The 22,085-nt window shown below is 52.4% G+C and carries 16 protein-coding genes, 2 tRNA genes, 3 rRNA genes and 1 riboswitch; of the genes, 5 read left to right on the top strand and 16 right to left on the bottom strand.

Going from position 1 to position 22,085, the window contains the following annotated elements; translation table 11 throughout:
* Positions 1–113: 113 nt before the first annotated feature.
* The 3 genes from aceA to metA form a co-directional block, all read right to left on the bottom strand.
* Positions 114–1,418: an isocitrate lyase gene (gene aceA / locus A1SC_RS04815; RefSeq protein ID WP_000857846.1), complete on the bottom strand. Its 1,305-nt coding sequence runs from the start codon at positions 1,416–1,418 to the stop codon at positions 114–116.
* A 29-nt stretch (positions 1,419–1,447) separates the two neighbouring features.
* Positions 1,448–3,049 carry a malate synthase A gene (gene aceB / locus A1SC_RS04820; RefSeq protein ID WP_016262760.1) on the bottom strand — a complete coding sequence of 534 codons (1,602 nt, stop codon included), beginning with the start codon at positions 3,047–3,049 and terminating at the stop codon, positions 1,448–1,450.
* Between the two features lie 268 nt (positions 3,050–3,317).
* Entirely contained in the window at positions 3,318–4,247 is a 930-nt protein-coding gene (gene metA, locus A1SC_RS04825) for a homoserine O-acetyltransferase MetA (RefSeq protein ID WP_001122799.1), read from the bottom strand.
* A 156-nt stretch (positions 4,248–4,403) separates the two neighbouring features.
* Between metA and A1SC_RS04830 the strand changes: the two genes are divergently transcribed.
* A complete protein-coding gene (locus A1SC_RS04830) occupies positions 4,404–4,847 on the top strand; it encodes an acetyltransferase (RefSeq protein WP_016262759.1) in 444 nt (147 codons plus the stop codon).
* Between the two features lie 125 nt (positions 4,848–4,972).
* Here A1SC_RS04830 and rrf read toward each other — a convergent pair.
* The 5 genes from rrf to A1SC_RS04855 all read right to left on the bottom strand — a co-directional run bounded on the left by rrf (position 4,973) and on the right by A1SC_RS04855 (position 10,073).
* A 5S ribosomal RNA gene (gene rrf, locus A1SC_RS04835) occupies positions 4,973–5,088 on the bottom strand.
* Positions 5,089–5,181: 93 nt separating this feature from the next.
* Positions 5,182–8,085: ribosomal RNA gene (locus tag A1SC_RS04840) — 23S ribosomal RNA — on the bottom strand.
* 183 nt (positions 8,086–8,268) lie between these two features.
* Positions 8,269–8,344: transfer RNA gene (locus A1SC_RS04845), tRNA-Ala, on the bottom strand.
* A 42-nt stretch (positions 8,345–8,386) separates the two neighbouring features.
* Positions 8,387–8,463: transfer RNA gene (locus A1SC_RS04850), tRNA-Ile, on the bottom strand.
* Positions 8,464–8,531: 68 nt separating this feature from the next.
* A 16S ribosomal RNA gene (locus A1SC_RS04855) occupies positions 8,532–10,073 on the bottom strand.
* The 16S, 23S and 5S rRNA genes sit together here with 2 tRNA genes alongside, the layout of an rRNA operon.
* A 617-nt stretch (positions 10,074–10,690) precedes the next feature.
* Here A1SC_RS04855 and purH point away from each other — a divergent pair.
* Entirely contained in the window at positions 10,691–12,280 is a 1,590-nt protein-coding gene (purH, locus tag A1SC_RS04860) for a bifunctional phosphoribosylaminoimidazolecarboxamide formyltransferase/IMP cyclohydrolase (RefSeq protein ID WP_016262758.1), read from the top strand.
* A gap of 11 nt (positions 12,281–12,291) precedes the next feature.
* Positions 12,292–13,581, top strand: coding sequence for a phosphoribosylamine--glycine ligase (purD, locus tag A1SC_RS04865; RefSeq protein ID WP_001517541.1), 1,290 nt, complete (start codon positions 12,292–12,294; stop codon positions 13,579–13,581).
* On the opposite strand, the gene zraR is transcribed toward purD, so the two are convergent.
* Positions 13,578–14,903, bottom strand: coding sequence for a sigma-54-dependent response regulator transcription factor ZraR (zraR, locus tag A1SC_RS04870; protein WP_000679878.1), 1,326 nt, complete (start codon positions 14,901–14,903; stop codon positions 13,578–13,580). The genes purD and zraR overlap by 4 nt on opposite strands.
* A complete protein-coding gene (gene zraS, locus A1SC_RS04875; RefSeq protein ID WP_001211947.1) occupies positions 14,900–16,297 on the bottom strand; it encodes a two-component system sensor histidine kinase ZraS in 1,398 nt (465 codons plus the stop codon). The genes zraR and zraS overlap by 4 nt, the downstream gene beginning before the upstream one ends.
* A gap of 237 nt (positions 16,298–16,534) precedes the next feature.
* On the opposite strand from zraS, the gene zraP reads away from it, so the two are divergent.
* Positions 16,535–16,963, top strand: coding sequence for a zinc resistance sensor/chaperone ZraP (gene zraP, locus A1SC_RS04880; protein WP_000828219.1), 429 nt, complete (start codon positions 16,535–16,537; stop codon positions 16,961–16,963).
* A 1-nt stretch (position 16,964) separates the two neighbouring features.
* On the opposite strand, the gene A1SC_RS04885 is transcribed toward zraP, so the two are convergent.
* From A1SC_RS04885 to nudC, 6 genes are all read right to left on the bottom strand, one after another.
* Positions 16,965–17,660: a DUF1481 domain-containing protein gene (locus tag A1SC_RS04885; protein WP_010375907.1), complete on the bottom strand. Its 696-nt coding sequence runs from the start codon at positions 17,658–17,660 to the stop codon at positions 16,965–16,967.
* A gap of 12 nt (positions 17,661–17,672) precedes the next feature.
* Positions 17,673–17,945 (bottom strand): nucleoid-associated protein HU-alpha, encoded by a 273-nt coding sequence (gene hupA / locus A1SC_RS04890; RefSeq protein WP_001044513.1) that lies wholly within the window; start codon positions 17,943–17,945, stop codon positions 17,673–17,675.
* Positions 17,946–18,131: 186 nt separating this feature from the next.
* Entirely contained in the window at positions 18,132–18,722 is a 591-nt protein-coding gene (locus tag A1SC_RS04895) for a YjaG family protein (RefSeq protein WP_000940106.1), read from the bottom strand.
* Positions 18,723–18,764: 42 nt separating this feature from the next.
* Positions 18,765–19,436, bottom strand: coding sequence for a deoxyribonuclease V (gene nfi, locus A1SC_RS04900; RefSeq protein WP_016262757.1), 672 nt, complete (start codon positions 19,434–19,436; stop codon positions 18,765–18,767).
* A 9-nt stretch (positions 19,437–19,445) separates the two neighbouring features.
* A complete protein-coding gene (hemE, locus tag A1SC_RS04905) occupies positions 19,446–20,510 on the bottom strand; it encodes a uroporphyrinogen decarboxylase (RefSeq protein WP_000137657.1) in 1,065 nt (354 codons plus the stop codon).
* Positions 20,511–20,549: 39 nt separating this feature from the next.
* Positions 20,550–21,323, bottom strand: coding sequence for an NAD(+) diphosphatase (gene nudC, locus A1SC_RS04910; RefSeq protein ID WP_000373924.1), 774 nt, complete (start codon positions 21,321–21,323; stop codon positions 20,550–20,552).
* A 93-nt stretch (positions 21,324–21,416) separates the two neighbouring features.
* Here nudC and A1SC_RS04915 point away from each other — a divergent pair, with 93 nt between their 5' ends.
* Positions 21,417–21,893 carry an Rsd/AlgQ family anti-sigma factor gene (locus tag A1SC_RS04915; protein ID WP_000934291.1) on the top strand — a complete coding sequence of 159 codons (477 nt, stop codon included), beginning with the start codon at positions 21,417–21,419 and terminating at the stop codon, positions 21,891–21,893.
* A gap of 51 nt (positions 21,894–21,944) precedes the next feature.
* Positions 21,945–22,045: riboswitch (TPP riboswitch) on the top strand.
* Positions 22,046–22,085: the final 40 nt, after the last annotated feature.

The raw sequence follows: 22,085 nt of genomic DNA, 5'->3' as shown, positions 1-22,085 counted from the left end.
GTCTGCAACATTTGTAGGCCTGATAAGACGCGCAAGCGTCGCATCAGGCGCTCATTGCCGGATGCGGCGTAAACGCATTATCCGGTCTACAGCCAACAACAATTGTCGGTTGCTTAGAACTGCGATTCTTCGGTAGAGCCGGTCAGTGCGGTAACCGACGATGTGCCACCCTGAATAATGGTCGTCACTTTATCGAAATAACCCGTACCCACTTCCTGCTGGTGAGAAACGAAGGTGTAGCCATCTTTCGCAGCAGCAAATTCCGGCTGCTGCACTTTCTCAACATAATGCTTCATCCCCTCGCCCTGCGCATAGGCGTTTGCCAGGTCGAACATGTTGAACCACATGCTGTGGATACCCGCCAGGGTGATAAACTGGAATTTGTAACCCATATCCGACAATTGCTGCTGGAAGCTGGCAATAGTTTTGTCGTCGAGATTTTTCTGCCAGTTGAACGACGGCGAGCAGTTGTAGGCTAACAGCTTGCCTGGATATTTCGCATGAATAGCGTCGGCAAAACGGCGCGCCAGTTCCAGATCTGGCGTAGAGGTTTCACACCAAACCAGGTCAGCATATGGCGCATAAGCCAGGCCACGGCTGATAGCTTGTTCAATGCCCGCATGGGTACGGAAGAAACCTTCATTAGTACGTTCACCAGTGATGAATTCGCTGTCGTACGGATCGCAATCGGAGGTGATCAGGTCTGCTGCATCGGCATCAGTACGTGCAACCAACAGGGTCGGAACTCCTGTAACATCCGCAGCCAGACGCGCCGCGACCAGTTTCTGGATCGCTTCCTGGGTTGGCACCAGCACTTTACCGCCCATGTGACCGCATTTTTTCACTGACGCCAACTGATCTTCGAAGTGAACTGCCGCTGCACCGGCTTCAATCATCGCTTTCATCAGCTCAAAAGCATTCAGGACACCACCAAAACCGGCTTCAGCATCGGCAACGATCGGCAGGAAATAATCAACATAACGCGGATCGCCCGGCTCAATACCTGCGGACCACTGGATCTGATCAGCTCGACGGAAGGTGTTATTGATCCGCTCCACTACCGCTGGCACTGAATTTGCCGGATAAAGTGACTGGTCCGGATACATGCTGGCCGCCAGGTTAGCATCCGCCGCTACCTGCCAGCCAGACAGGTAAACCGCTTCAATACCCGCTTTCGCCTGTTGCAGCGCCTGACCGCCAGTCAGTGCGCCGAGGCTGTTGATATAGCCTTTTTTCGATTCACCGTGCAGCAGTCGCCACATTTTTGCCGCGCCCAGTTGTGCCAGCGTGCATTCCGGATTGACCGAGCCGCGTAATTTCACCACGTCCTCCGCGCTGTATGGGCGGGTAATACCTTCCCAGCGCGGTTGAGTCCACTCTTTCTGTAATTCTTCAATTTGTTGTGTACGGGTTTTCATGTGCAGATGCTCCATAGTTATGTGGTGGTTTACGCTAACAGGCGGTAGCCTGGCAGGGTCAGGAAATCAATTAACTCATCGGAAGTGGTGATCTGTTCCATCAGGCGAGCAGCATCATCGAAGCGCCCACTATTGAAACGTTGTTCGCCCAATTCATGGGCAATCTCTTTCATCTCTTCAGCCAACATCTGGCGGAACAGTGCTTTGGTCACCGGTTTGCCATTGCTCAACGTTTTTTGATGGTGGATCCATTGCCAGATAGAGGTGCGGGAAATCTCTGCCGTTGCTGCGTCTTCCATCAGACCATAAATCGGCACACAGCCGTTGCCGGAGATCCATGCTTCGATGTACTGCACGGCCACACGAATATTGGCGCGCATGCCTTCTTCGGTACGCTCACCGTCACAAGGAGCCAGCAGTTGTTCGGCAGTAACCGGTGCATCTTGCTCGCGCAGGACTTCTAACTGGTTTTTACGAGAGCCGAGGATGTCGTTAAATACCGCCATAGCGGTATCAGCAAGGCCTGGATGGGCGATCCACGTACCATCGTGACCGTTGCTGGCTTCTAGTGCTTTATCCGCTTTTACCTTGTTGAGCACCTGATTATTGCGCTCTTCATCTTTACTCGGGATAAAGGCCGCCATGCCGCCTATCGCGAATGCACCGCGTTTATGGCAGGTTTTAATCAGCAGACGTGAATAGGCACTGAGGAACGGTTTATCCATTGTCACTGCCTGGCGGTCTGGCAGGACGCGATCGGGATAGTTTTTTAATGTTTTGATATAGCTAAAGATGTAATCCCAGCGACCGCAGTTCAGACCGACAATATGGTCGCGCAGTGCGTGAAGGATTTCATCCATCTGGAATACAGCAGGCAAGGTTTCAATGAGTAACGTTGCCTTGATGGTGCCGCGCGGCAGGTTAAAGCGACCTTCTGCGTAAGTGAAGACTTCGCTCCACCATGCAGCTTCCTGCCAGGACTGAGTTTTTGGCAGATAAAAATAAGGACCACTGCCCTTTGCCAGCAGCGCCTGGTAGTTGTGGAAGAAGTAGAGAGCAAAATCAAACAGGCTGCCAGGGATTGCTTCACCACGCCAGGTAACATGTTTTTCCGGCAAGTGCAGGCCGCGTACCCGACAAATCAAAACCGCCGGATTGGGCTTGAGTTGATAAATTTTACCTGCTTCGTTGGTGTAACTGATGGTGCCGTTAACCGCATCGCGCAGGTTAATTTGCCCGTCGATCACTTTGTTCCAGTCCGGGGCCAGTGAATCCTCGAAGTCAGCCATGAAGACTTTCACATTAGCGTTTAGCGCGTTAATCACCATCTTGCGCTCAACGGGTCCGGTTATCTCTACCCGGCGATCTTGTAAGTCCGCAGAAATTCCGCGAATCTTCCAATTACTTTCTCGAATGGAAGTTGTTTCCGAAATAAAATCAGGCAACGTCCCGTTATCGATATCCTGCTGTTGCTGAATGCGCGCTGCCAGAAGTTTATTGCGTTGTGGCGTAAAATGCGTCACCAGCTCAGTCAGAAATTCTACCGCTTCGGCGGTGAGAACTTGCTTCTCCTGCTCGCCATACGGCCTTATGAAAGCCAGTTCATCGGTTGTTGTTGCCTGTTGAGTCATCGTGCAGCTCCTCGTCATGGATCCGAATACTTCCCCACTGTGAACGAAGGATCGTTGTGCGCTTTTCGTTCAGCACAACTAAGACTACTCATTTAAAATGCAAAATCAAAAACAATTTCCATTTTTAATTTAATTATCAATTAACTTATTGATAACAATAATAATAAAATTAATTCACTTGATGAGTGACGTTTCAGAAATAAAAAAGGCACCCGAAGGTGCCTGATGTAATGTGCTGAATCGCTTAACGATCGATCGCCGCAGAAGATTAATCCAGCGTTGGATTCATGTGGCGTAGATCGTATGGCGTAATCTGGTAGACGTAATAGTTGAGCCAGTTGGTAAACAGCAAATTACCGTGACTACGCCAGCTCGCACACGGTTTGTTTTGCGGATCGTTATGCGGGAAATAGTTATACGGTACATCCGGAGTTAGTCCGGCTTCTACATCGCGGAAATATTCCTGCGCCAGTGTTTGCGCATCGTATTCGGGATGGCCCGTCACAAAGGCAATGCGCTTGTCTTTGCTGGCAAACAAATACGCATCCCCTTCTTCTGTCTCTGCCAGAATCTCCAGATCGGTGTAATCACGAATCAACGCTGCCGGAAAGTCTGCATATCGCGAATGCGGTGCCAGAAATGAATCATCAAATCCACGCGTCAGAAGCGCATGAGGATGGAGAATGTGGTGCTCGTATACACCCGAAAGTTTGTCGGTGCGGGTTTGCTTGGGTATACCGTAGAGAATATTAAGCGCGGCCTGAACCGCCCAACAGACAAATAATGTCGAGGTGACGTGATCTCTCGACCACTCCAATACCTGTTTGATCTGCGGCCAGTAAGCGACGTCATTAAACTCCACCAGACCCAGCGGCGCGCCAGTTACAATCAGACCATCAAAGTTCTGTTCCTGTATATCTTCAAAGTTGCAGTAGAAGTTGTTCAGATGCTCTGCAGGCGTGTTGCGCGACTCGCGAGAATCGATGCGCAACAACTGAATATCGACCTGCAAAGGAGAGTTTGAAAGCAGGCGTAAAAACTGATTTTCAGTTTCGATCTTCTTCGGCATCAGGTTAAGGATAAGCACCTTTAGCGGACGAATTTCCTGACCAGACGCGCGCGAAGTTGTCATCACAAAGACGTTTTCTTCACGCAAGAAATTGACGGCGGGTAGCTCGTCCGGCACACGAATCGGCATAACCTGATTACCTCACTACATACGTTCAAACGTTTAGACATCCAGATAGCTGAAGATAACCAGAAAATTCGCCAATGTCGAGCCTGCATGTTCAAGGTGAGAAAGTTTCAAGAAAAAGGCTGAGTTAGAATATAAGCATGAATAAAAGGAGTGGAAATGGTTATTAGAATTCGCCGTTCACGGCATGAGGAAGGGGAAAAACTGGTTTCGATCTGGTGTCGTTCTGTCGATGCTACCCACCATTTTTTGTCTGCAGACTATCGGGTCGAACTGGAAGAGCTGGTGAGTTCGTTTCTGCCAGAAGCACCGCTGTGGGTTGCGGTTAATGAGCGGGATCAACCGATTGGGTTTATGTTGCTAAGCGGGCAGCATATGGATGCGCTATTTGTCGATTCTGATGCGCGCGGGTATGGCGTAGGTCGACTACTGGTGGAACATGCGCTCTCGATGGCCACGGAACTGACAACCAACGTTAATGAGCAAAATGAGCAAGCAGTAGGATTCTATAAGAAGATGGGATTTAACGTTACCGGGCGTTCGGAAGTCGACGAGCTGGGGAAACCGTATCCGCTACTGAATCTGGCGTATGTGGGGGAATAATGCGCTGCTGACCCCTACCGTAACCCTGCGCAGGACAGATAAGGCTCGCCAGCATCGCATCCGGCATTTTTTCCGCACCAGCGCAAAAAGGCCATCCTTACGGATGGCCTTTCGCTTTATTTGATGCCTGGCAGTTCCCTACTCTCGCATGGGGAGACCCCACACTACCATCGGCGCTACGGCGTTTCACTTCTGAGTTCGGCATGGGGTCAGGTGGGACCACCGCGCTATCTCCGCCAGGCAAATTCTGTTATCAACCCGCTTATCGCCGGTTAATCTAATCTGTATCAGGCTGAAAATCTTCTCTCATCCGCCAAAACATCTTCGGCGTTGTAAGGTTAAGCCTCACGGTTCATTAGTACCGGTTAGCTCAACGCATCGCTGCGCTTACACACCCGGCCTATCAACGTCGTCGTCTTCAACGTTCCTTCAGGAGACTTAAAGTCTCAGGGAGAACTCATCTCGGGGCAAGTTTCGTGCTTAGATGCTTTCAGCACTTATCTCTTCCGCATTTAGCTACCGGGCAGTGCCATTGGCATGACAACCCGAACACCAGTGATGCGTCCACTCCGGTCCTCTCGTACTAGGAGCAGCCCCCCTCAGTTCTCCAGCGCCCACGGCAGATAGGGACCGAACTGTCTCACGACGTTCTAAACCCAGCTCGCGTACCACTTTAAATGGCGAACAGCCATACCCTTGGGACCTACTTCAGCCCCAGGATGTGATGAGCCGACATCGAGGTGCCAAACACCGCCGTCGATATGAACTCTTGGGCGGTATCAGCCTGTTATCCCCGGAGTACCTTTTATCCGTTGAGCGATGGCCCTTCCATTCAGAACCACCGGATCACTATGACCTGCTTTCGCACCTGCTCGCGCCGTCACGCTCGCAGTCAAGCTGGCTTATGCCATTGCACTAACCTCCTGATGTCCGACCAGGATTAGCCAACCTTCGTGCTCCTCCGTTACTCTTTAGGAGGAGACCGCCCCAGTCAAACTACCCACCAGACACTGTCCGCAACCCGGATCACGGGTCCACGTTAGAACATCAAACATTAAAGGGTGGTATTTCAAGGTCGGCTCCATGCAGACTGGCGTCCACACTTCAAAGCCTCCCACCTATCCTACACATCAAGGCTCAATGTTCAGTGTCAAGCTATAGTAAAGGTTCACGGGGTCTTTCCGTCTTGCCGCGGGTACACTGCATCTTCACAGCGAGTTCAATTTCACTGAGTCTCGGGTGGAGACAGCCTGGCCATCATTACGCCATTCGTGCAGGTCGGAACTTACCCGACAAGGAATTTCGCTACCTTAGGACCGTTATAGTTACGGCCGCCGTTTACCGGGGCTTCGATCAAGAGCTTCGCCTTGCGGCTGACCCCATCAATTAACCTTCCGGCACCGGGCAGGCGTCACACCGTATACGTCCACTTTCGTGTTTGCACAGTGCTGTGTTTTTAATAAACAGTTGCAGCCAGCTGGTATCTTCGACTGATTTCAGCTCCACGAGCAAGTCGCTTCACCTACCATCAGCGTGCCTTCTCCCGAAGTTACGGCACCATTTTGCCTAGTTCCTTCACCCGAGTTCTCTCAAGCGCCTTGGTATTCTCTACCTGACCACCTGTGTCGGTTTGGGGTACGATTTGATGTTACCTGATGCTTAGAGGCTTTTCCTGGAAGCAGGGCATTTGTTGCTTCAGCACCGTAGTGCCTCGTCATCACGCCTCAGCCTTGATTCTCCGGATTTGCCTGGAAAATCAGCCTACACGCTTAAACCGGGACAACCGTCGCCCGGCCAACATAGCCTTCTCCGTCCCCCCTTCGCAGTAACACCAAGTACAGGAATATTAACCTGTTTCCCATCGACTACGCCTTTCGGCCTCGCCTTAGGGGTCGACTCACCCTGCCCCGATTAACGTTGGACAGGAACCCTTGGTCTTCCGGCGAGCGGGCTTTTCACCCGCTTTATCGTTACTTATGTCAGCATTCGCACTTCTGATACCTCCAGCATGCCTCACAGCACACCTTCAACGGCTTACAGAACGCTCCCCTACCCAACAACACATAGTGTCGCTGCCGCAGCTTCGGTGCATGGTTTAGCCCCGTTACATCTTCCGCGCAGGCCGACTCGACCAGTGAGCTATTACGCTTTCTTTAAATGATGGCTGCTTCTAAGCCAACATCCTGGCTGTCTGGGCCTTCCCACATCGTTTCCCACTTAACCATGACTTTGGGACCTTAGCTGGCGGTCTGGGTTGTTTCCCTCTTCACGACGGACGTTAGCACCCGCCGTGTGTCTCCCGTGATAACATTCTCCGGTATTCGCAGTTTGCATCGGGTTGGTAAGTCGGGATGACCCCCTTGCCGAAACAGTGCTCTACCCCCGGAGATGAATTCACGAGGCGCTACCTAAATAGCTTTCGGGGAGAACCAGCTATCTCCCGGTTTGATTGGCCTTTCACCCCCAGCCACAAGTCATCCGCTAATTTTTCAACATTAGTCGGTTCGGTCCTCCAGTTAGTGTTACCCAACCTTCAACCTGCCCATGGCTAGATCACCGGGTTTCGGGTCTATACCCTGCAACTTAACGCCCAGTTAAGACTCGGTTTCCCTTCGGCTCCCCTATTCGGTTAACCTTGCTACAGAATATAAGTCGCTGACCCATTATACAAAAGGTACGCAGTCACCCCATTAAAGAGGCTCCCACTGCTTGTACGTACACGGTTTCAGGTTCTTTTTCACTCCCCTCGCCGGGGTTCTTTTCGCCTTTCCCTCACGGTACTGGTTCACTATCGGTCAGTCAGGAGTATTTAGCCTTGGAGGATGGTCCCCCCATATTCAGACAGGATACCACGTGTCCCGCCCTACTCATCGAGCTCACAGCATGTGCATTTTTGTGTACGGGGCTGTCACCCTGTATCGCACGCCTTTCCAGACGCTTCCACTAACACACATACTGATTCAGGCTCTGGGCTCCTCCCCGTTCGCTCGCCGCTACTGGGGGAATCTCGGTTGATTTCTTTTCCTCGGGGTACTTAGATGTTTCAGTTCCCCCGGTTCGCCTCATTAACCTATGGATTCAGTTAATGATAGTGTGACGGATCACACTGGGTTTCCCCATTCGGAAATCGCCGGTTATAACGGTTCATATCACCTTACCGACGCTTATCGCAGATTAGCACGTCCTTCATCGCCTCTGACTGCCAGGGCATCCACCGTGTACGCTTAGTCGCTTAACCTCACAACCCGAAGATGTTTCTTACGAACCATCATCGTGTTGCGAAAATTTGAGAGACTCACGAACAACTTTCGTTGTTCAGTGTTTCAATTTTCAGCTTGATCCAGATTTTTAAAGAGCAAAACTTCGCAGTGAACCTTTGCAGGTACACTCTGAAGTATTTTTTATTTAATCACTACAGAGATGGTGGAGCTATGCGGGATCGAACCGCAGACCTCCTGCGTGCAAAGCAGGCGCTCTCCCAGCTGAGCTATAGCCCCATAACATGTAGTTAAAACCTCTTCAAATTTGCGGTGCAAATTTGGTAGGCCTGAGTGGACTTGAACCACCGACCTCACCCTTATCAGGGGTGCGCTCTAACCACCTGAGCTACAAGCCTGTAGAGGTTTTACTGCTCATTTTCATCAGACAATCTGTGTGAGCACTTCAAAGAACGCTTCTTTAAGGTAAGGAGGTGATCCAACCGCAGGTTCCCCTACGGTTACCTTGTTACGACTTCACCCCAGTCATGAATCACAAAGTGGTAAGCGCCCTCCCGAAGGTTAAGCTACCTACTTCTTTTGCAACCCACTCCCATGGTGTGACGGGCGGTGTGTACAAGGCCCGGGAACGTATTCACCGTGGCATTCTGATCCACGATTACTAGCGATTCCGACTTCATGGAGTCGAGTTGCAGACTCCAATCCGGACTACGACGCACTTTATGAGGTCCGCTTGCTCTCGCGAGGTCGCTTCTCTTTGTATGCGCCATTGTAGCACGTGTGTAGCCCTGGTCGTAAGGGCCATGATGACTTGACGTCATCCCCACCTTCCTCCAGTTTATCACTGGCAGTCTCCTTTGAGTTCCCGGCCGGACCGCTGGCAACAAAGGATAAGGGTTGCGCTCGTTGCGGGACTTAACCCAACATTTCACAACACGAGCTGACGACAGCCATGCAGCACCTGTCTCACAGTTCCCGAAGGCACCATCCCATCTCTGGAATGTTCTGTGGATGTCAAGACCAGGTAAGGTTCTTCGCGTTGCATCGAATTAAACCACATGCTCCACCGCTTGTGCGGGCCCCCGTCAATTCATTTGAGTTTTAACCTTGCGGCCGTACTCCCCAGGCGGTCGACTTAACGCGTTAGCTCCGGAAGCCACGCCTCAAGGGCACAACCTCCAAGTCGACATCGTTTACGGCGTGGACTACCAGGGTATCTAATCCTGTTTGCTCCCCACGCTTTCGCACCTGAGCGTCAGTCTTCGTCCAGGGGGCCGCCTTCGCCACCGGTATTCCTCCAGATCTCTACGCATTTCACCGCTACACCTGGAATTCTACCCCCCTCTACGAGACTCAAGCTTGCCAGTATCAGATGCAGTTCCCAGGTTGAGCCCGGGGATTTCACATCTGACTTAACAAACCGCCTGCGTGCGCTTTACGCCCAGTAATTCCGATTAACGCTTGCACCCTCCGTATTACCGCGGCTGCTGGCACGGAGTTAGCCGGTGCTTCTTCTGCGGGTAACGTCAATGAGCAAAGGTATTAACTTTACTCCCTTCCTCCCCGCTGAAAGTACTTTACAACCCGAAGGCCTTCTTCATACACGCGGCATGGCTGCATCAGGCTTGCGCCCATTGTGCAATATTCCCCACTGCTGCCTCCCGTAGGAGTCTGGACCGTGTCTCAGTTCCAGTGTGGCTGGTCATCCTCTCAGACCAGCTAGAGATCGTCGCCTAGGTGGGCCGTTACCCCGCCTACTAGCTAATCCCATCTGGGCACATCCGATGGCAAGAGGCCCGAAGGTCCCCCTCTTTGGTCTTGCGACGTTATGCGGTATTAGCTACCGTTTCCAGTAGTTATCCCCCTCCATCGGGCAGTTTCCCAGACATTACTCACCCGTCCGCCACTCGTCAGCAAAGAAGCAAGCTTCTTTCTGTTACCGTTCGACTTGCATGTGTTAGGCCTGCCGCCAGCGTTCAATCTGAGCCATGATCAAACTCTTCAATTTAAAAGTTTGATGCTCAAAGAATTAAACTTCGTAATGAATTACGTGTTCACTCTTGAGACTTGGTATTCATTTAGCGTCTTGCGACGTTAAGAATCCGTATCTTCGAGTGCCCACACAGATTGTCTGATAAATTGTTAAAGAGCAGTTGCGACGCGGCTTTCAGCTCACTGTCGCGAGGTGGCGTATATTACGCTTTCCTCTTTCAGAGTCAACCCTGAATTTCAGGATTTTTTCTCTTCAACCGAACCGGCTGTTTGTGTGAAGTGATTCACATCCGCCGTGTCGATGGAGGCGCATTATAGGGTGTTCTCCGTAGGCCGCAATAGAAAAATTGCAAAAAAATGACTAACTGCTGCATTCCCCAGCAAAACCCCGCTTTATACCTTTTTACACACAGAGTTATCCACAATCATCAGCGTTATTTCTGTATTCCTGAACCGCTAATGGCAATCAAAATCGAGATCACCATCGAAACAAAAAAATTCGCGAGCGTTGCGCAAACGTTTTCGTTACAATGCGGGCGAAAAATAAAGATGCCCCGTTAGGGGCGTTAGCTGAGTTTTTTGCGAAAAATTCAGCTAACGCTCTCTGTAATAGTCAAATCCAGGGGATTTACCATGCAACAACGTCGTCCAGTCCGCCGCGCTCTGCTCAGTGTTTCTGACAAAGCCGGTATCGTCGAATTCGCCCAGGCACTTTCTGCACGCGGTGTGGAGCTGCTGTCTACAGGGGGCACTGCCCGTCTGTTAGCAGAAAAAGGCCTGCCGGTGACCGAAGTTTCCGATTACACCGGTTTCCCGGAGATGATGGATGGACGCGTGAAGACCCTGCATCCAAAAGTGCACGGCGGTATTCTGGGCCGTCGCGGTCAGGACGATGCCATTATGGAAGAACATCAGATCCAACCTATCGATATGGTGGTCGTTAACCTGTACCCATTCGCCCAGACCGTGGCCCGTGAAGGCTGCTCAGTGGAAGATGCGGTTGAGAACATCGATATCGGCGGCCCAACCATGGTGCGCTCCGCCGCCAAGAATCATAGAGATGTCGCTATCGTTGTTAAGAGCAGCGACTATGACGCTATTATTGAAGAGATGGATGCCAACGAAGGTTCTCTGACTCTTGATACCCGTTTCGACCTCGCCATCAAAGCCTTCGAACATACCGCCGCCTATGACAGCATGATCGCCAACTACTTCGGTAGCATGGTTCCGGCTTATCACGGCGAGAGTAAAGAAGCGGCTGGCCGCTTCCCGCGCACACTTAACCTGAACTTCATTAAGAAGCAGGATATGCGCTACGGTGAAAACAGCCACCAGCAAGCTGCCTTCTATATAGAAGAGAATGTGAAAGAAGCCTCCGTTGCCACCGCAATCCAGGTTCAGGGTAAAGCCCTTTCCTATAACAACATCGCTGATACCGATGCGGCGCTGGAATGCGTGAAAGAATTTGCGGAGCCAGCCTGTGTGATTGTGAAGCACGCTAACCCCTGCGGTGTCGCCATCAGCAGCACGATCCTTGATGCTTACGATCGCGCGTATAAAACCGACCCAACCTCCGCATTCGGCGGCATTATCGCTTTTAACCGTGAGCTGGATGCTGAAACCGCGCAGGCTATTATCTCCCGTCAGTTTGTTGAAGTGATCATTGCGCCGTCCGCCAGCGAAGAAGCCCTGAAAATCACCGCCGCCAAACAGAACGTGCGCGTCCTGACCTGTGGTCAGTGGGGCGAGCGTGTTCCGGGCCTCGATTTCAAACGCGTGAATGGCGGTTTGCTGGTTCAGGATCGCGATCTGGGCATGGTTGGCGCAGAAGAACTGCGCGTGGTGACTAAACGCCAGCCGACCGAGCAGGAACTACGTGATGCGCTGTTCTGCTGGAAGGTGGCGAAGTTCGTGAAATCCAACGCCATCGTCTATGCCAAAAACAATATGACCATCGGGATTGGCGCGGGCCAGATGAGCCGCGTGTACTCCGCGAAAATCGCCGGTATTAAAGCCGCCGATGAAGGTCTGGAAGTGAAAGGTTCCTCGATGGCTTCTGACGCGTTCTTCCCGTTCCGCGACGGTATTGATGCCGCCGCCGCTGCGGGCGTGACCTGCGTAATCCAGCCTGGCGGTTCTATCCGCGATGACGAAGTGATTGCTGCCGCCGACGAGCACGGTATTGCGATGCTCTTCACCGACATGCGCCACTTCCGCCATTAATGGAGCGACAGATGAAAGTATTAGTGATTGGTAACGGCGGGCGCGAACACGCGCTGGCCTGGAAAGCGGCGCAATCGCCGCTGGTTGAGACCGTATTTGTCGCACCAGGTAATGCGGGAACGGCGCTGGAACCTGCGCTGCAAAACGTCGCTATCGGCGTGACCGATATCCCGGCGCTGCTGGATTTCGCGCAAAACGAAAAGATCGACCTAACCATCGTCGGCCCGGAAGCACCGCTGGTGAAAGGCGTGGTTGATACCTTCCGCGCCGCTGGGCTGAAAATCTTCGGCCCAACCGCAGGTGCCGCACAACTGGAAGGCTCGAAAGCATTTACTAAAGATTTCCTGGCCCGCCATAAGATCCCTACGGCGGAATACCAGAACTTCACCGAAGTAGAACCTGCATTAGCGTATCTGCGTGAGAAAGGCGCACCGATCGTTATCAAAGCGGACGGTCTGGCCGCCGGGAAAGGTGTTATCGTGGCGATGACACTGGAAGAAGCTGAAGCGGCTGTTCACGATATGCTGGCGGGCAACGCTTTTGGCGACGCGGGTCATCGCATTGTGATCGAAGAGTTCCTCGACGGCGAAGAAGCGAGCTTTATCGTGATGGTGGACGGCGAACATGTGCTGCCAATGGCCACCAGCCAGGATCACAAACGCGTAGGCGATAAAGATACCGGGCCGAACACCGGCGGGATGGGTGCTTACTCTCCTGCGCCAGTGGTGACCGATGAAGTTCATCAGCGCACGATGGAACGCATCATCTGGCCAACCGTAAAAGGCATGGCGGCGGAAGGCAACACCTACACCGGTTTTCTCTACGCGGGTTTGATGATCGACAAACAGGGTAATCCGAAGGTTATCGAGTTTAACTGCCGCTTTGGCGATCCGGAAACCCAGCCGATTATGCTGCGCATGAAGTCCGATCTGGTTGAACTCTGCCTGGCGGCCTGTGAAGGCAAGCTGGACGAGAAAACGTCCGAGTGGGATGAACGTGCTTCTCTCGGCGTGGTGATGGCTGCGGGTGGATATCCAGGGGATTACCGCACCGGCGATGTGATCCACGGCCTGCCGCTGGAAGAAGTGGAAGACGGCAAAGTGTTCCATGCGGGTACGAAACTGGCAGATGACGAGCAGGTGATCACCAGCGGTGGGCGCGTACTGTGCGTCACTGCGCTGGGTCATACCGTGGCAGAAGCGCAGAAACGCGCTTATGCCTTAATGACCGATATCCACTGGGATGATTGCTTCTGCCGGAAAGATATCGGCTGGCGCGCCATCGAACGCGAGCAGAACTAACGCGACAGTTTTGCCAATAGCGTTTTGCGCGTGATCCCTAACTGGCGGGCGGCTTCGGTTTTGTTGCCGCCCGTTTTCTCCAGCGCCGCCAGAATCACCTCCTTTTCCACTTCCACCAGCGGCTGAATATCCTGACTTTGCACCAGCGGAATCGACGTACTGGCAATCGCCAGCGGCAGCTCGCGTTCGGAAATATATTCCCCGGTCAGTAGCACCACCGCCCGTTCCACTGCGTTTTCCAGTTCACGAATATTCCCCGGCCAGTCGTAGTGAATTAGCAGATCCATCGCCTGCGGCGTAAAGCCTTTTACCGCCTTGCGATTACGTTCAGCAAAGCGCTGCAGAAAATGATCTGCCAACAGAGGAATATCTTCCCGCCGTTGACGTAGCGCCGGCACTTCAATCGCCACCACGTTCAGTCGATAGTAGAGATCCTGGCGAAAACGCCCGGCATTCACCTCTGCGGCAAGATCGCGATGGGTCGCGGCAATCAGCCGGACATCGACAGAAATAGTCTGGTTGCTGCCAACACGCTGGACTTCACGCTCCTGAATGGCACGCAGCAGACGAACCTGCATCATTGGAGAAATATCGCCAATTTCATCGAGAAACAACGTGCCGCCGTCCGCCTCAACAAAGCGCCCTTCCCGCCGTTTATCGGCACCGGTAAACGCCCCTTTTTCATGACCGAACAATTCGGACTCCAGTAAGGATTCGTTGAGTGCCGCACAGTTGAGCGTTACCAGCGGTTTTTCACTACGTGCGCTACTGGCGTGAATTGCTCTGGCAACCAACTCTTTGCCAGTGCCAGAATCGCCGTGGATCAACACCGTGGCTTCCGATGGTGCGACGAGGGCTATTTCACTGAGTAAGTGTTGCATCGCCGGGCTTTTCCCAACCATCCCAAACTGGCTGGCTAGCACGGTAGGCGTTTCAGAAGCGACAATCTGCGTATGAGCAAGCGCCTTTTCCAGCGTTGCCTGCAAGTTATCGAAATCCAGCGGCTTGATGAGATAATCCAGTGCCCCGGTTTTCAGCGCTTCTACCGCCGTCTCGACGCTGGAGTAAGCGGTCATAATCAGCACCGGAATTGCCGGATTTAACGCTTTAATCTCTTTCAGCGTGGCGATGCCGTCCATCTCCGCCATTCGCACATCGCAAAGCACAAGATCAAAAACCTGTTCCCGCACCTGCTCCAGCGCCTGTCGCCCGCTGTTCGCCAGCGCGACGTTATAGCCCCAGCCACGTAGCAATGCCTGCAAGATGGTGCAGTGGCTAATGTCATCATCCACCACCAGAATATCGATGTTATCGTGCTTCATCCTTGTGGGTCCTTACGATTAATATTCACCGGAAGCCAGAGGGTGAATGTTGCACCTTTCCCCTCCTGGCTGGCGACCTGAATTGTACCACCGTGTTGTTCAACAATATTATGCACAACCGCCAGCCCCAGCCCGGTGCCTTCGGCTTTGGTGGTGAAGTACGGGGTGAAGATAGCCTCCAGTTGATCTGCCGCAATTCCCTTACCGCTGTCGGTAACGTTAATTTTCACGCCATTGCCGCTTTCACTTGCCGTCACACTAATCACGCCATGCTCACCAATAGCCTGAATAGCATTGAGATAAAGATTTAACAGTACCTGAGTCAGTCTGTCCGGGTCGGCCTGAATTTCCGGCAACCCGTTGTTAGCGTTAAAGCACAACTGTATCTCACGACTCTGAGCGTCCTGGCTCACCAGTTGTAATGAATGGTTAATCAGGGTATTGAGCTCCACCGCCTGCAAAGCAAGGTGCGTTGGCTTGACCAGTTCCAGCAGTTCGCTCACCACGCGATTCAAACGGTCGGCTTCTTTCGCCATCACCTGCGCCAGTTGATGCGCTTCGCCCCCCGCGGGCGTGCGCTCGGCAAAATATTTCGCCAGTCCTTTAATCGATGAAAGTGGGTTACGGATTTCGTGGGCGACGCCTGCCGCCAGATGCCCCAGCGCCACCAGCTTCTCTTTGCGCTTCATTTCATCCTGCAATAACTGGCGCGAGCGAAGGTAACGGCGATACCAGAAGAATGACAACACGCTCGCCAGCAATACCGTCGCCAGAGCAAAGAGAATAATCAGGGTATTGCGCTTCTCCCCAATCTGGGTTGCAACCAGATCACTGGCATCAACAGCGATAAAAATAGCCTGTTGTGCATCTGCCTGTGGCTCAGGTTTGCCGTTACAGCGCGGCATATTATGCATCCCATGCCTCCAGGAGGCTGACATGGGCTGAAACAAACGATAGACCTCAAGCGCAGGCGTTTTTTCCGCGTCCTCAAGCAGTCGCCAGCGGGAGTTTTCCTCTGGCTTTAACTGCCGCATTTCATCAGGCGAATAGAGTGCACGCCCGACCATTTCTGGGTCACTGTGAAGAATGATAATGCCCTGCGCATCGGTGACCGCAAACCACAACACCCCTGGCTGGCCTGCCATCTCTTCCAGAAGTGCCTGTTGCTGCACATGGTGCATTCGCATCCCCATCCCTACGCGACTTCCTGACTCCAGAGCGCGAATGAGCACATTACCTTTTTCCAGTAATGCCTGGCGGTCAGCCTCGCTTGCCCGCCCATAATCGCGAATCACCGTCACCGCAAACAATCCCACCAGCCCAACAATGACTACGGGGAGGATCGCGCTTAACCATTTGGCTAATGTGTCTTTAGAACGTTGCATAAAACGCATCTTCTTCTTTGCCTGTTCATCCCTTTTTGACAGCACAAATCATGCCATCTTTTATTGCCCCCTACCCTGCGCTGTAACACAAACGCTTATCTTTCAATGAGTAAAAATGACTCGCTACCCACCACAAGCGGGTCATTTTTACTCGCTAACCGCGCCAGATTGCCCGTTACATCGGTGTTTCATCGTTGGCACGAAAGATGCAATACGTAAAGTAAGACAACCACTGGAGGATTAACCATGAAACGGAACACGAAGATTGCCCTGGTGATGATGGCGTTTTCAGCAATGGCGATAGGCTCAACAACTGCATTTGCCCACGGCGGACACGGTATGTGGCAGCAAAATGCAGCGCCTTTGACCAGCGAACAACAAACTGCGTGGCAGAAAATCCATAATGACTTTTACGCCCAAAGCAGCGCGCTGCAACAACAACTGGTGACGAAGCGTTATGAATACAACGCCCTGTTAGCCGCTAATCCACCGGATAGCAGCAAAATTAACGCGGTCGCCAAAGAGATGGAGACTTTACGTCAGTCATTAGATGAATTGCGAGTTAAACGGGATATTGCGATGGCTGAAGCGGGTATTCCACGCGGTGTCGGAATGGGCATGGGTTACGGTGGCTGCGGAGGTGGTGGCGGCCATATGGGTATGGGCCACTGGTAAATCAGAACGTCTTCTCGTTGGGTTGCCAGCGACAAAAGTCAGAGTTTGCCACTAACAGTAATTGTGAACCCTCGGGCGCTTCCAGCCATGCCACGCTCACATCAACAGAAGAGCGGCTCTGGCGGCGCTCGATATGCGCTATCGCCTGCGAATCTAAATCAGGCTTAATAGTTTGCCCTTCGCAGGTAGTCACAGTCTGTTCCATCGCATGCCAGCGTCCCTGACGCAGTACCACTCTCCCCTGACGTAAGGCGTCGCTAATCTGGCGGATCTGGTCTGCACGATAACGGTATAAATCGATTTGATCGTTAGAAAGCTGCTGCTTTTGCCCGTCGGATTCACGTTGCATAAAGCTCAGATCACCGCGCTCGTCAAAGCGTGCGCGGATATTCACCGGCGGTTTGCTGTAAACGTTGATATTGATAAGCGTGAGGTTATCGCCCTGCCAGCGGTATTCACGGGTAGTGGTATCGCCATTGCGCCACGGACTGAACACGGCAAGCAGATGGATATTATCGCCGCTGTCTTTTCGCCAGATGCGCACTGCACCCTGGTCTTCGGCAAACCCACTGGCGGTAAAAGGGGGAAGTGAAGAGTTGTGGCTACAGGCAGAGAGAAACAGCACGCCTGCCAGCATCAATGTGCGACGCCAGAAAGACAAAAGGGGTGAAACCACCCCTTCGTTAAAACTGTTCACTGCCACGCAATCTTACTTAACTGCGTCTTTCAGTGCCTTGCCAGAAACAAATGCCGGTACGTTAGCTGCGGCGATTTTGATTTCTTTACCGGTCTGCGGGTTGCGGCCAGTACGCTCAGCGCGGTGGTTCACTTTGAAGGTTCCGAAACCAACCAGTTGTACAGCATCGCCTTCTTTCAGAGACTCAGTAATTGCAGCCAGAGTGGACTCCAGAGCAGCTTTAGCCTGGGTTTTGGACAGTTCTGCTTTCTCTGCAATTACATCAATCAGTTGAGTCTTGTTCATAAGTTATCCTTACAATGTGTTTATCGCTTGCTAAGCATCGAGTGCGACGGAAATGCCAGAATAGCACTCTCCTGCATACACGCACCGATAGCCACTTTTTTTCGCCCCCCAAATGTAGACCAGACGGGGGGCGAAAGGGAAGACTCCAGGTACGACAAATCAGGCGTTAATTCACGTTTTCTGGTCTTATTGCTGAAAAATTATACCAATATTGCTCTCACCCGCCTCACGCAGGTCTGCCCTAAGGCCTTTTATCAGCTCAATGTCGCGTTCTTCGCACTCGGCTAAAAGTCGGAATATTTCCCACTGAATGTCCCATTCTTGCTCAACGGCCGGGTTTTCTTTCAGCTCTTCATCGCTCATTTCGCGACCAGCCTGGGTCATTTCCAGCATCGCAACGGTGGTGATGGAAGTCTTACTGACTTCCACAGCGTGTTCCAGTGTTTCGCCACTCAAACGCGAATGAACCAGTTCACTTAACGCCACGCAGGCATCGATTGCCGGATAAACACCGTACAGATCGAAATCATCTGCTGAAGGGATAGCTTCCTCAAATTTCTCCAGTTGACTGTCGAAATTCACTTTTGCGTCTTTGACAGTCAGCGTTTCCCAGATGAGATCAAGAATGCGACGGTAAATCTGCCCATCACCGAAGCCGGTTTGCTGGCAGAACATGGCGTAATTGGGGTACATGCGTTCGCATAAGCAGGCCATAAAAGTAACGTGCTGCCAGCTTTCCAGGCGCTCCAGACGCAGATGAATCGGGTTTTGTAACATGTTGTGTTCTCAAATACGGAAATTATCCGCAGTTTACCTGAATTAGGGCTGATTTGCTGTATAGCGCACGAACGCCGGACGTTCCGAGGCCACAGCATCCGCCCAGCGCGTTGGTTCTGGCAGACGATAGCCTTTCATGCAGCGTTGTACCCACGTCAGCGCGCTATCCACGCTGATCCGATGACCAGTAGCAATAAACAGCGGATTACAGCGCGCTTTGCTACGCCAGACCCAGGCCAGTTGCTCGCCTTTGTCCATCAACGGCGACAGCGCGCCCGGTTCGCTGGAGAGTGGTTCGAATTTACCGCATAGCCGTTTTTTCGCCACGCCAATGGTTGGCACATCGACTAATAAGCCAAAATGACTGGCGACGCCAAGACGACGCGGATGCGAGATCCCATGACCGTCGACAAACACTAAATCCGGTTTTTGCGACAGCATCTCCCACGCTGCCAGCAGCGCAGGATATTCGCGGAAGGAAAGAAAACCAGGAATGTAAGGCATGGTGGTGGCGATGCGAGCCACTTTATACTCCACCAGCTCAAGAGTGGGATATTTCAGCAGCACTATCGCCGCTCGCGTCACATCTCCGCCCTGCTCAAACCCAACATCGGCTCCGGCGATCAGATCCGGGGGATCTTTATCGAGTCGATCCTCGCGGATCACAGAAGAGGCCAGTTCAAGTTGTTGAGCGCGTAATGACGCGAGATCCATAATCACTCCTTAACGGTGGTACTGTTCGGACAACCGATGTACTGCCTCCACAAAGACACCGGCATGTTCTGGCGGTACATCCTGGTGAATGCCGTGACCAAGGTTGAAGACATGACCTTCACCATGACCGAAACCGGCAAGAATTGTCGCCACTTCTTCTTCAATGCGGGCTGGCGGCGCATACAGCATCGATGGGTCCATATTGCCCTGCAACGCGACTTTATTACCCACGCGGCGGCGCGCATCAGCGATATCCGTTGTCCAGTCGAGACCCAGCGCATCGCAACCAGTTTCCGCCATCGCTTCCAGCCACTGTCCACCGCCTTTGGTAAACAGTGTTACCGGCACACGGCGGCCGTCGTTTTCACGCAGCAACCCATCGACAATTTTATGCATGTAGTAGAGCGAGAACTGTTGATAGTCACGTCCGGTGAGCACGCCGCCCCAGGTGTCGAAAATCATCACCGCTTGCGCACCGGCTTTGATTTGCGCGTTCAGGTACAGGGTGACGCTTTTCGCCAATTTATCGAGTAGCGCATGCAGCGCTTGCGGATCGGCATACATCATTTTTTTGATCACGGTGAAAGCTTTGCTACTACCGCCTTCCACCATGTAGGTCGCCAGCGTCCACGGGCTGCCGGAAAAACCAATTAGTGGTACTTCGCCTTTCAGTTCGCGACGAATGGTACGTACTGCGTTCATCACGTAACCCAGTTCATCTTCCGGATCCGGAATCGGCAGTTTATCGACGTCTGCTTTACAGGTGACTGGCGAGGTGAATCGCGGGCCTTCTCCGGCTTCAAAATAGAGTCCTAACCCCATTGCATCCGGAACGGTGAGAATATCGGAAAACAGAATCGCCGCGTCCAGCGGATAGCGACGTAGCGGCTGCAAGGTGACTTCGCACGCCAGCTCGGCGTTTTTGCACAACGACATAAAATCGCCCGCCTGAGCGCGAGTAGCTTTATATTCCGGTAGGTAACGACCCGCCTGGCGCATCATCCATACTGGAGTGACATCAACGGGCTGGCGCAGCAGCGCCCGCAGATAACGATCGTTTTTGAGTTCGGTCATTTTGGCTGTTCCTTAGTGCGTCAGGCGGTCAGTGTATCATCACTCATACTCTGCCCGACACATCGCCACCGTATCTTCTATCAGACGGCGCGCCACAGTGCCCGGTGGTGGCAATAATGGTAAATCGTCGTAGCGATACCAGTTCGCCTCCAGCAGTTCTTTCGGATCAATCACGATGTCACCACTGTCATACTCCGCCATAAACGCAGTCATCAGCGACTGAGGAAACGGCCACGGCTGAGAGGTCACATAACGCAAATTCCTGACTTTGATGCCACTCTCTTCCATCACTTCCCGCGCGACCGCCTGTTCGAGGGTTTCTCCGACTTCGACAAATCCGGCGAGTACCGTATGGACACCGTTACGATGCCGGGTATGCTGGGCAAGTAGGATCGAATCATCGCGACGGATGGCAACGATAATGCAGGGAGCGATTTGTGGGTAGTAACGCTCACGGCAGTGGCTGCACAGCATCGCCCATTCGGTTTTGCTTGGGTACATTTCATGCCCGCAATATCCGCAGTATTTATGCGAACGGTAAAACTCCGCCAGTTGCACGCCGCGTCCGGCTAATTGAAACAGCCCGACGTCCAGATCAATAACCTGGCGCACCGAGCCCATATCATGGCGACGCTGCTGTTGTACCAGCCAAACAGGTTCTCCTTGCCATTCGCCTATCTGCAGTGCGCGCTGACCCACAAGATCAAAATTTGCCGCTTTGCCATATGGCAATTCTCCCTTCGGCAACCATAATTTTTGCTCATGGCTGACTATCCACCAACCGTGATCTAATTTTTCAATTATACGATCCATAGCTCTTGCACTACCTTTGCTTCACTGGCATGTTTAACATGTTTTTTACATTCTCACTGAGCAGTTTTTGAAGACAAACTTGCGGAGTCAATCATGCTTAACCAGCTCGATAACCTGACGGAACACGTCAGAGGAAGTAACAAACTGGTTGATCGCTGGCTACATGTACGTAAGCATCTGCTCGTGGCTTACTACAATTTGGTTGGCATTAAGCCTGGCAAAGAATCGTACATGAGGCTAAACGAAAAAGCCCTTGATGATTTTTGCCAGAGTCTGGTCGATTACCTTTCTGCCGGGCATTTCAGTATTTATGAGCGCATTCTGCATAAACTGGAAGGCAACGGGCAGCTCGCTCGCGCCGCGAAGATTTGGCCGCAACTGGAAGCCAACACGCAGCAGATTATGGATTACTACGATTCCAGTCTGGAAACCGCCATAGATCATGATAATTATCTTGAGTTTCAACAGGTTTTATCTGACATCGGTGAAGCGCTGGAAGCACGCTTTGTGCTGGAAGATAAGCTAATTCTGCTGGTGCTTGACGCTGCCCGCCTCAAACATCTTGCTTGAGTTATGCGCTGTTAACGCGTAATTTACATTCAACGCCCCGTTTGCGGGGCTAATTTCTTGTCGGAGTGCCTTAACTGGCTGAGACCGTTCATTCGGGATCCGCGGAACCTGATCAGGCTAATACCTGCGAAGGGAACAAGAGTTAATCTGCTATTGCATCGCCTTTGCGGCGATCATCTCTTGCTTCATCCG

This window comes from Escherichia sp. KTE52, assembly GCF_000408325.1.
GTDB lineage: Bacteria > Pseudomonadota > Gammaproteobacteria > Enterobacterales > Enterobacteriaceae > Escherichia > Escherichia marmotae.
The sequence above is the reverse complement of the archived record's forward strand: the minus strand, read 5'-3'. Positions and strand labels throughout refer to the sequence as shown.

Excerpts from the sequence above, each read along its gene's own strand:
- hemE (WP_000137657.1), bottom strand. The coding sequence starts at position 20,510 with ATGACCGAACTCAAAAACGATCGTTATCTGCGGGCGCTGCTGCGCCAG.
- aceA (WP_000857846.1), bottom strand. The coding sequence starts at position 1,418 with ATGAAAACCCGTACACAACAAATTGAAGAATTACAGAAAGAGTGGACT.
- A1SC_RS04830 (WP_016262759.1), top strand. The coding sequence starts at position 4,404 with ATGGTTATTAGAATTCGCCGTTCACGGCATGAGGAAGGGGAAAAACTG.
- zraP (WP_000828219.1), top strand. The coding sequence starts at position 16,535 with ATGAAACGGAACACGAAGATTGCCCTGGTGATGATGGCGTTTTCAGCA.
- purH (WP_016262758.1), top strand. The coding sequence starts at position 10,691 with ATGCAACAACGTCGTCCAGTCCGCCGCGCTCTGCTCAGTGTTTCTGAC.
- zraS (WP_001211947.1), bottom strand. The coding sequence starts at position 16,297 with ATGCGTTTTATGCAACGTTCTAAAGACACATTAGCCAAATGGTTAAGC.
- metA (WP_001122799.1), bottom strand. The coding sequence starts at position 4,247 with ATGCCGATTCGTGTGCCGGACGAGCTACCCGCCGTCAATTTCTTGCGT.
- zraR (WP_000679878.1), bottom strand. The coding sequence starts at position 14,903 with ATGAAGCACGATAACATCGATATTCTGGTGGTGGATGATGACATTAGC.
- purD (WP_001517541.1), top strand. The coding sequence starts at position 12,292 with ATGAAAGTATTAGTGATTGGTAACGGCGGGCGCGAACACGCGCTGGCC.
- nudC (WP_000373924.1), bottom strand. The coding sequence starts at position 21,323 with ATGGATCGTATAATTGAAAAATTAGATCACGGTTGGTGGATAGTCAGC.
- aceB (WP_016262760.1), bottom strand. The coding sequence starts at position 3,049 with ATGACTCAACAGGCAACAACAACCGATGAACTGGCTTTCATAAGGCCG.
- A1SC_RS04915 (WP_000934291.1), top strand. The coding sequence starts at position 21,417 with ATGCTTAACCAGCTCGATAACCTGACGGAACACGTCAGAGGAAGTAAC.
- A1SC_RS04895 (WP_000940106.1), bottom strand. The coding sequence starts at position 18,722 with ATGTTACAAAACCCGATTCATCTGCGTCTGGAGCGCCTGGAAAGCTGG.
- hupA (WP_001044513.1), bottom strand. The coding sequence starts at position 17,945 with ATGAACAAGACTCAACTGATTGATGTAATTGCAGAGAAAGCAGAACTG.
- nfi (WP_016262757.1), bottom strand. The coding sequence starts at position 19,436 with ATGGATCTCGCGTCATTACGCGCTCAACAACTTGAACTGGCCTCTTCT.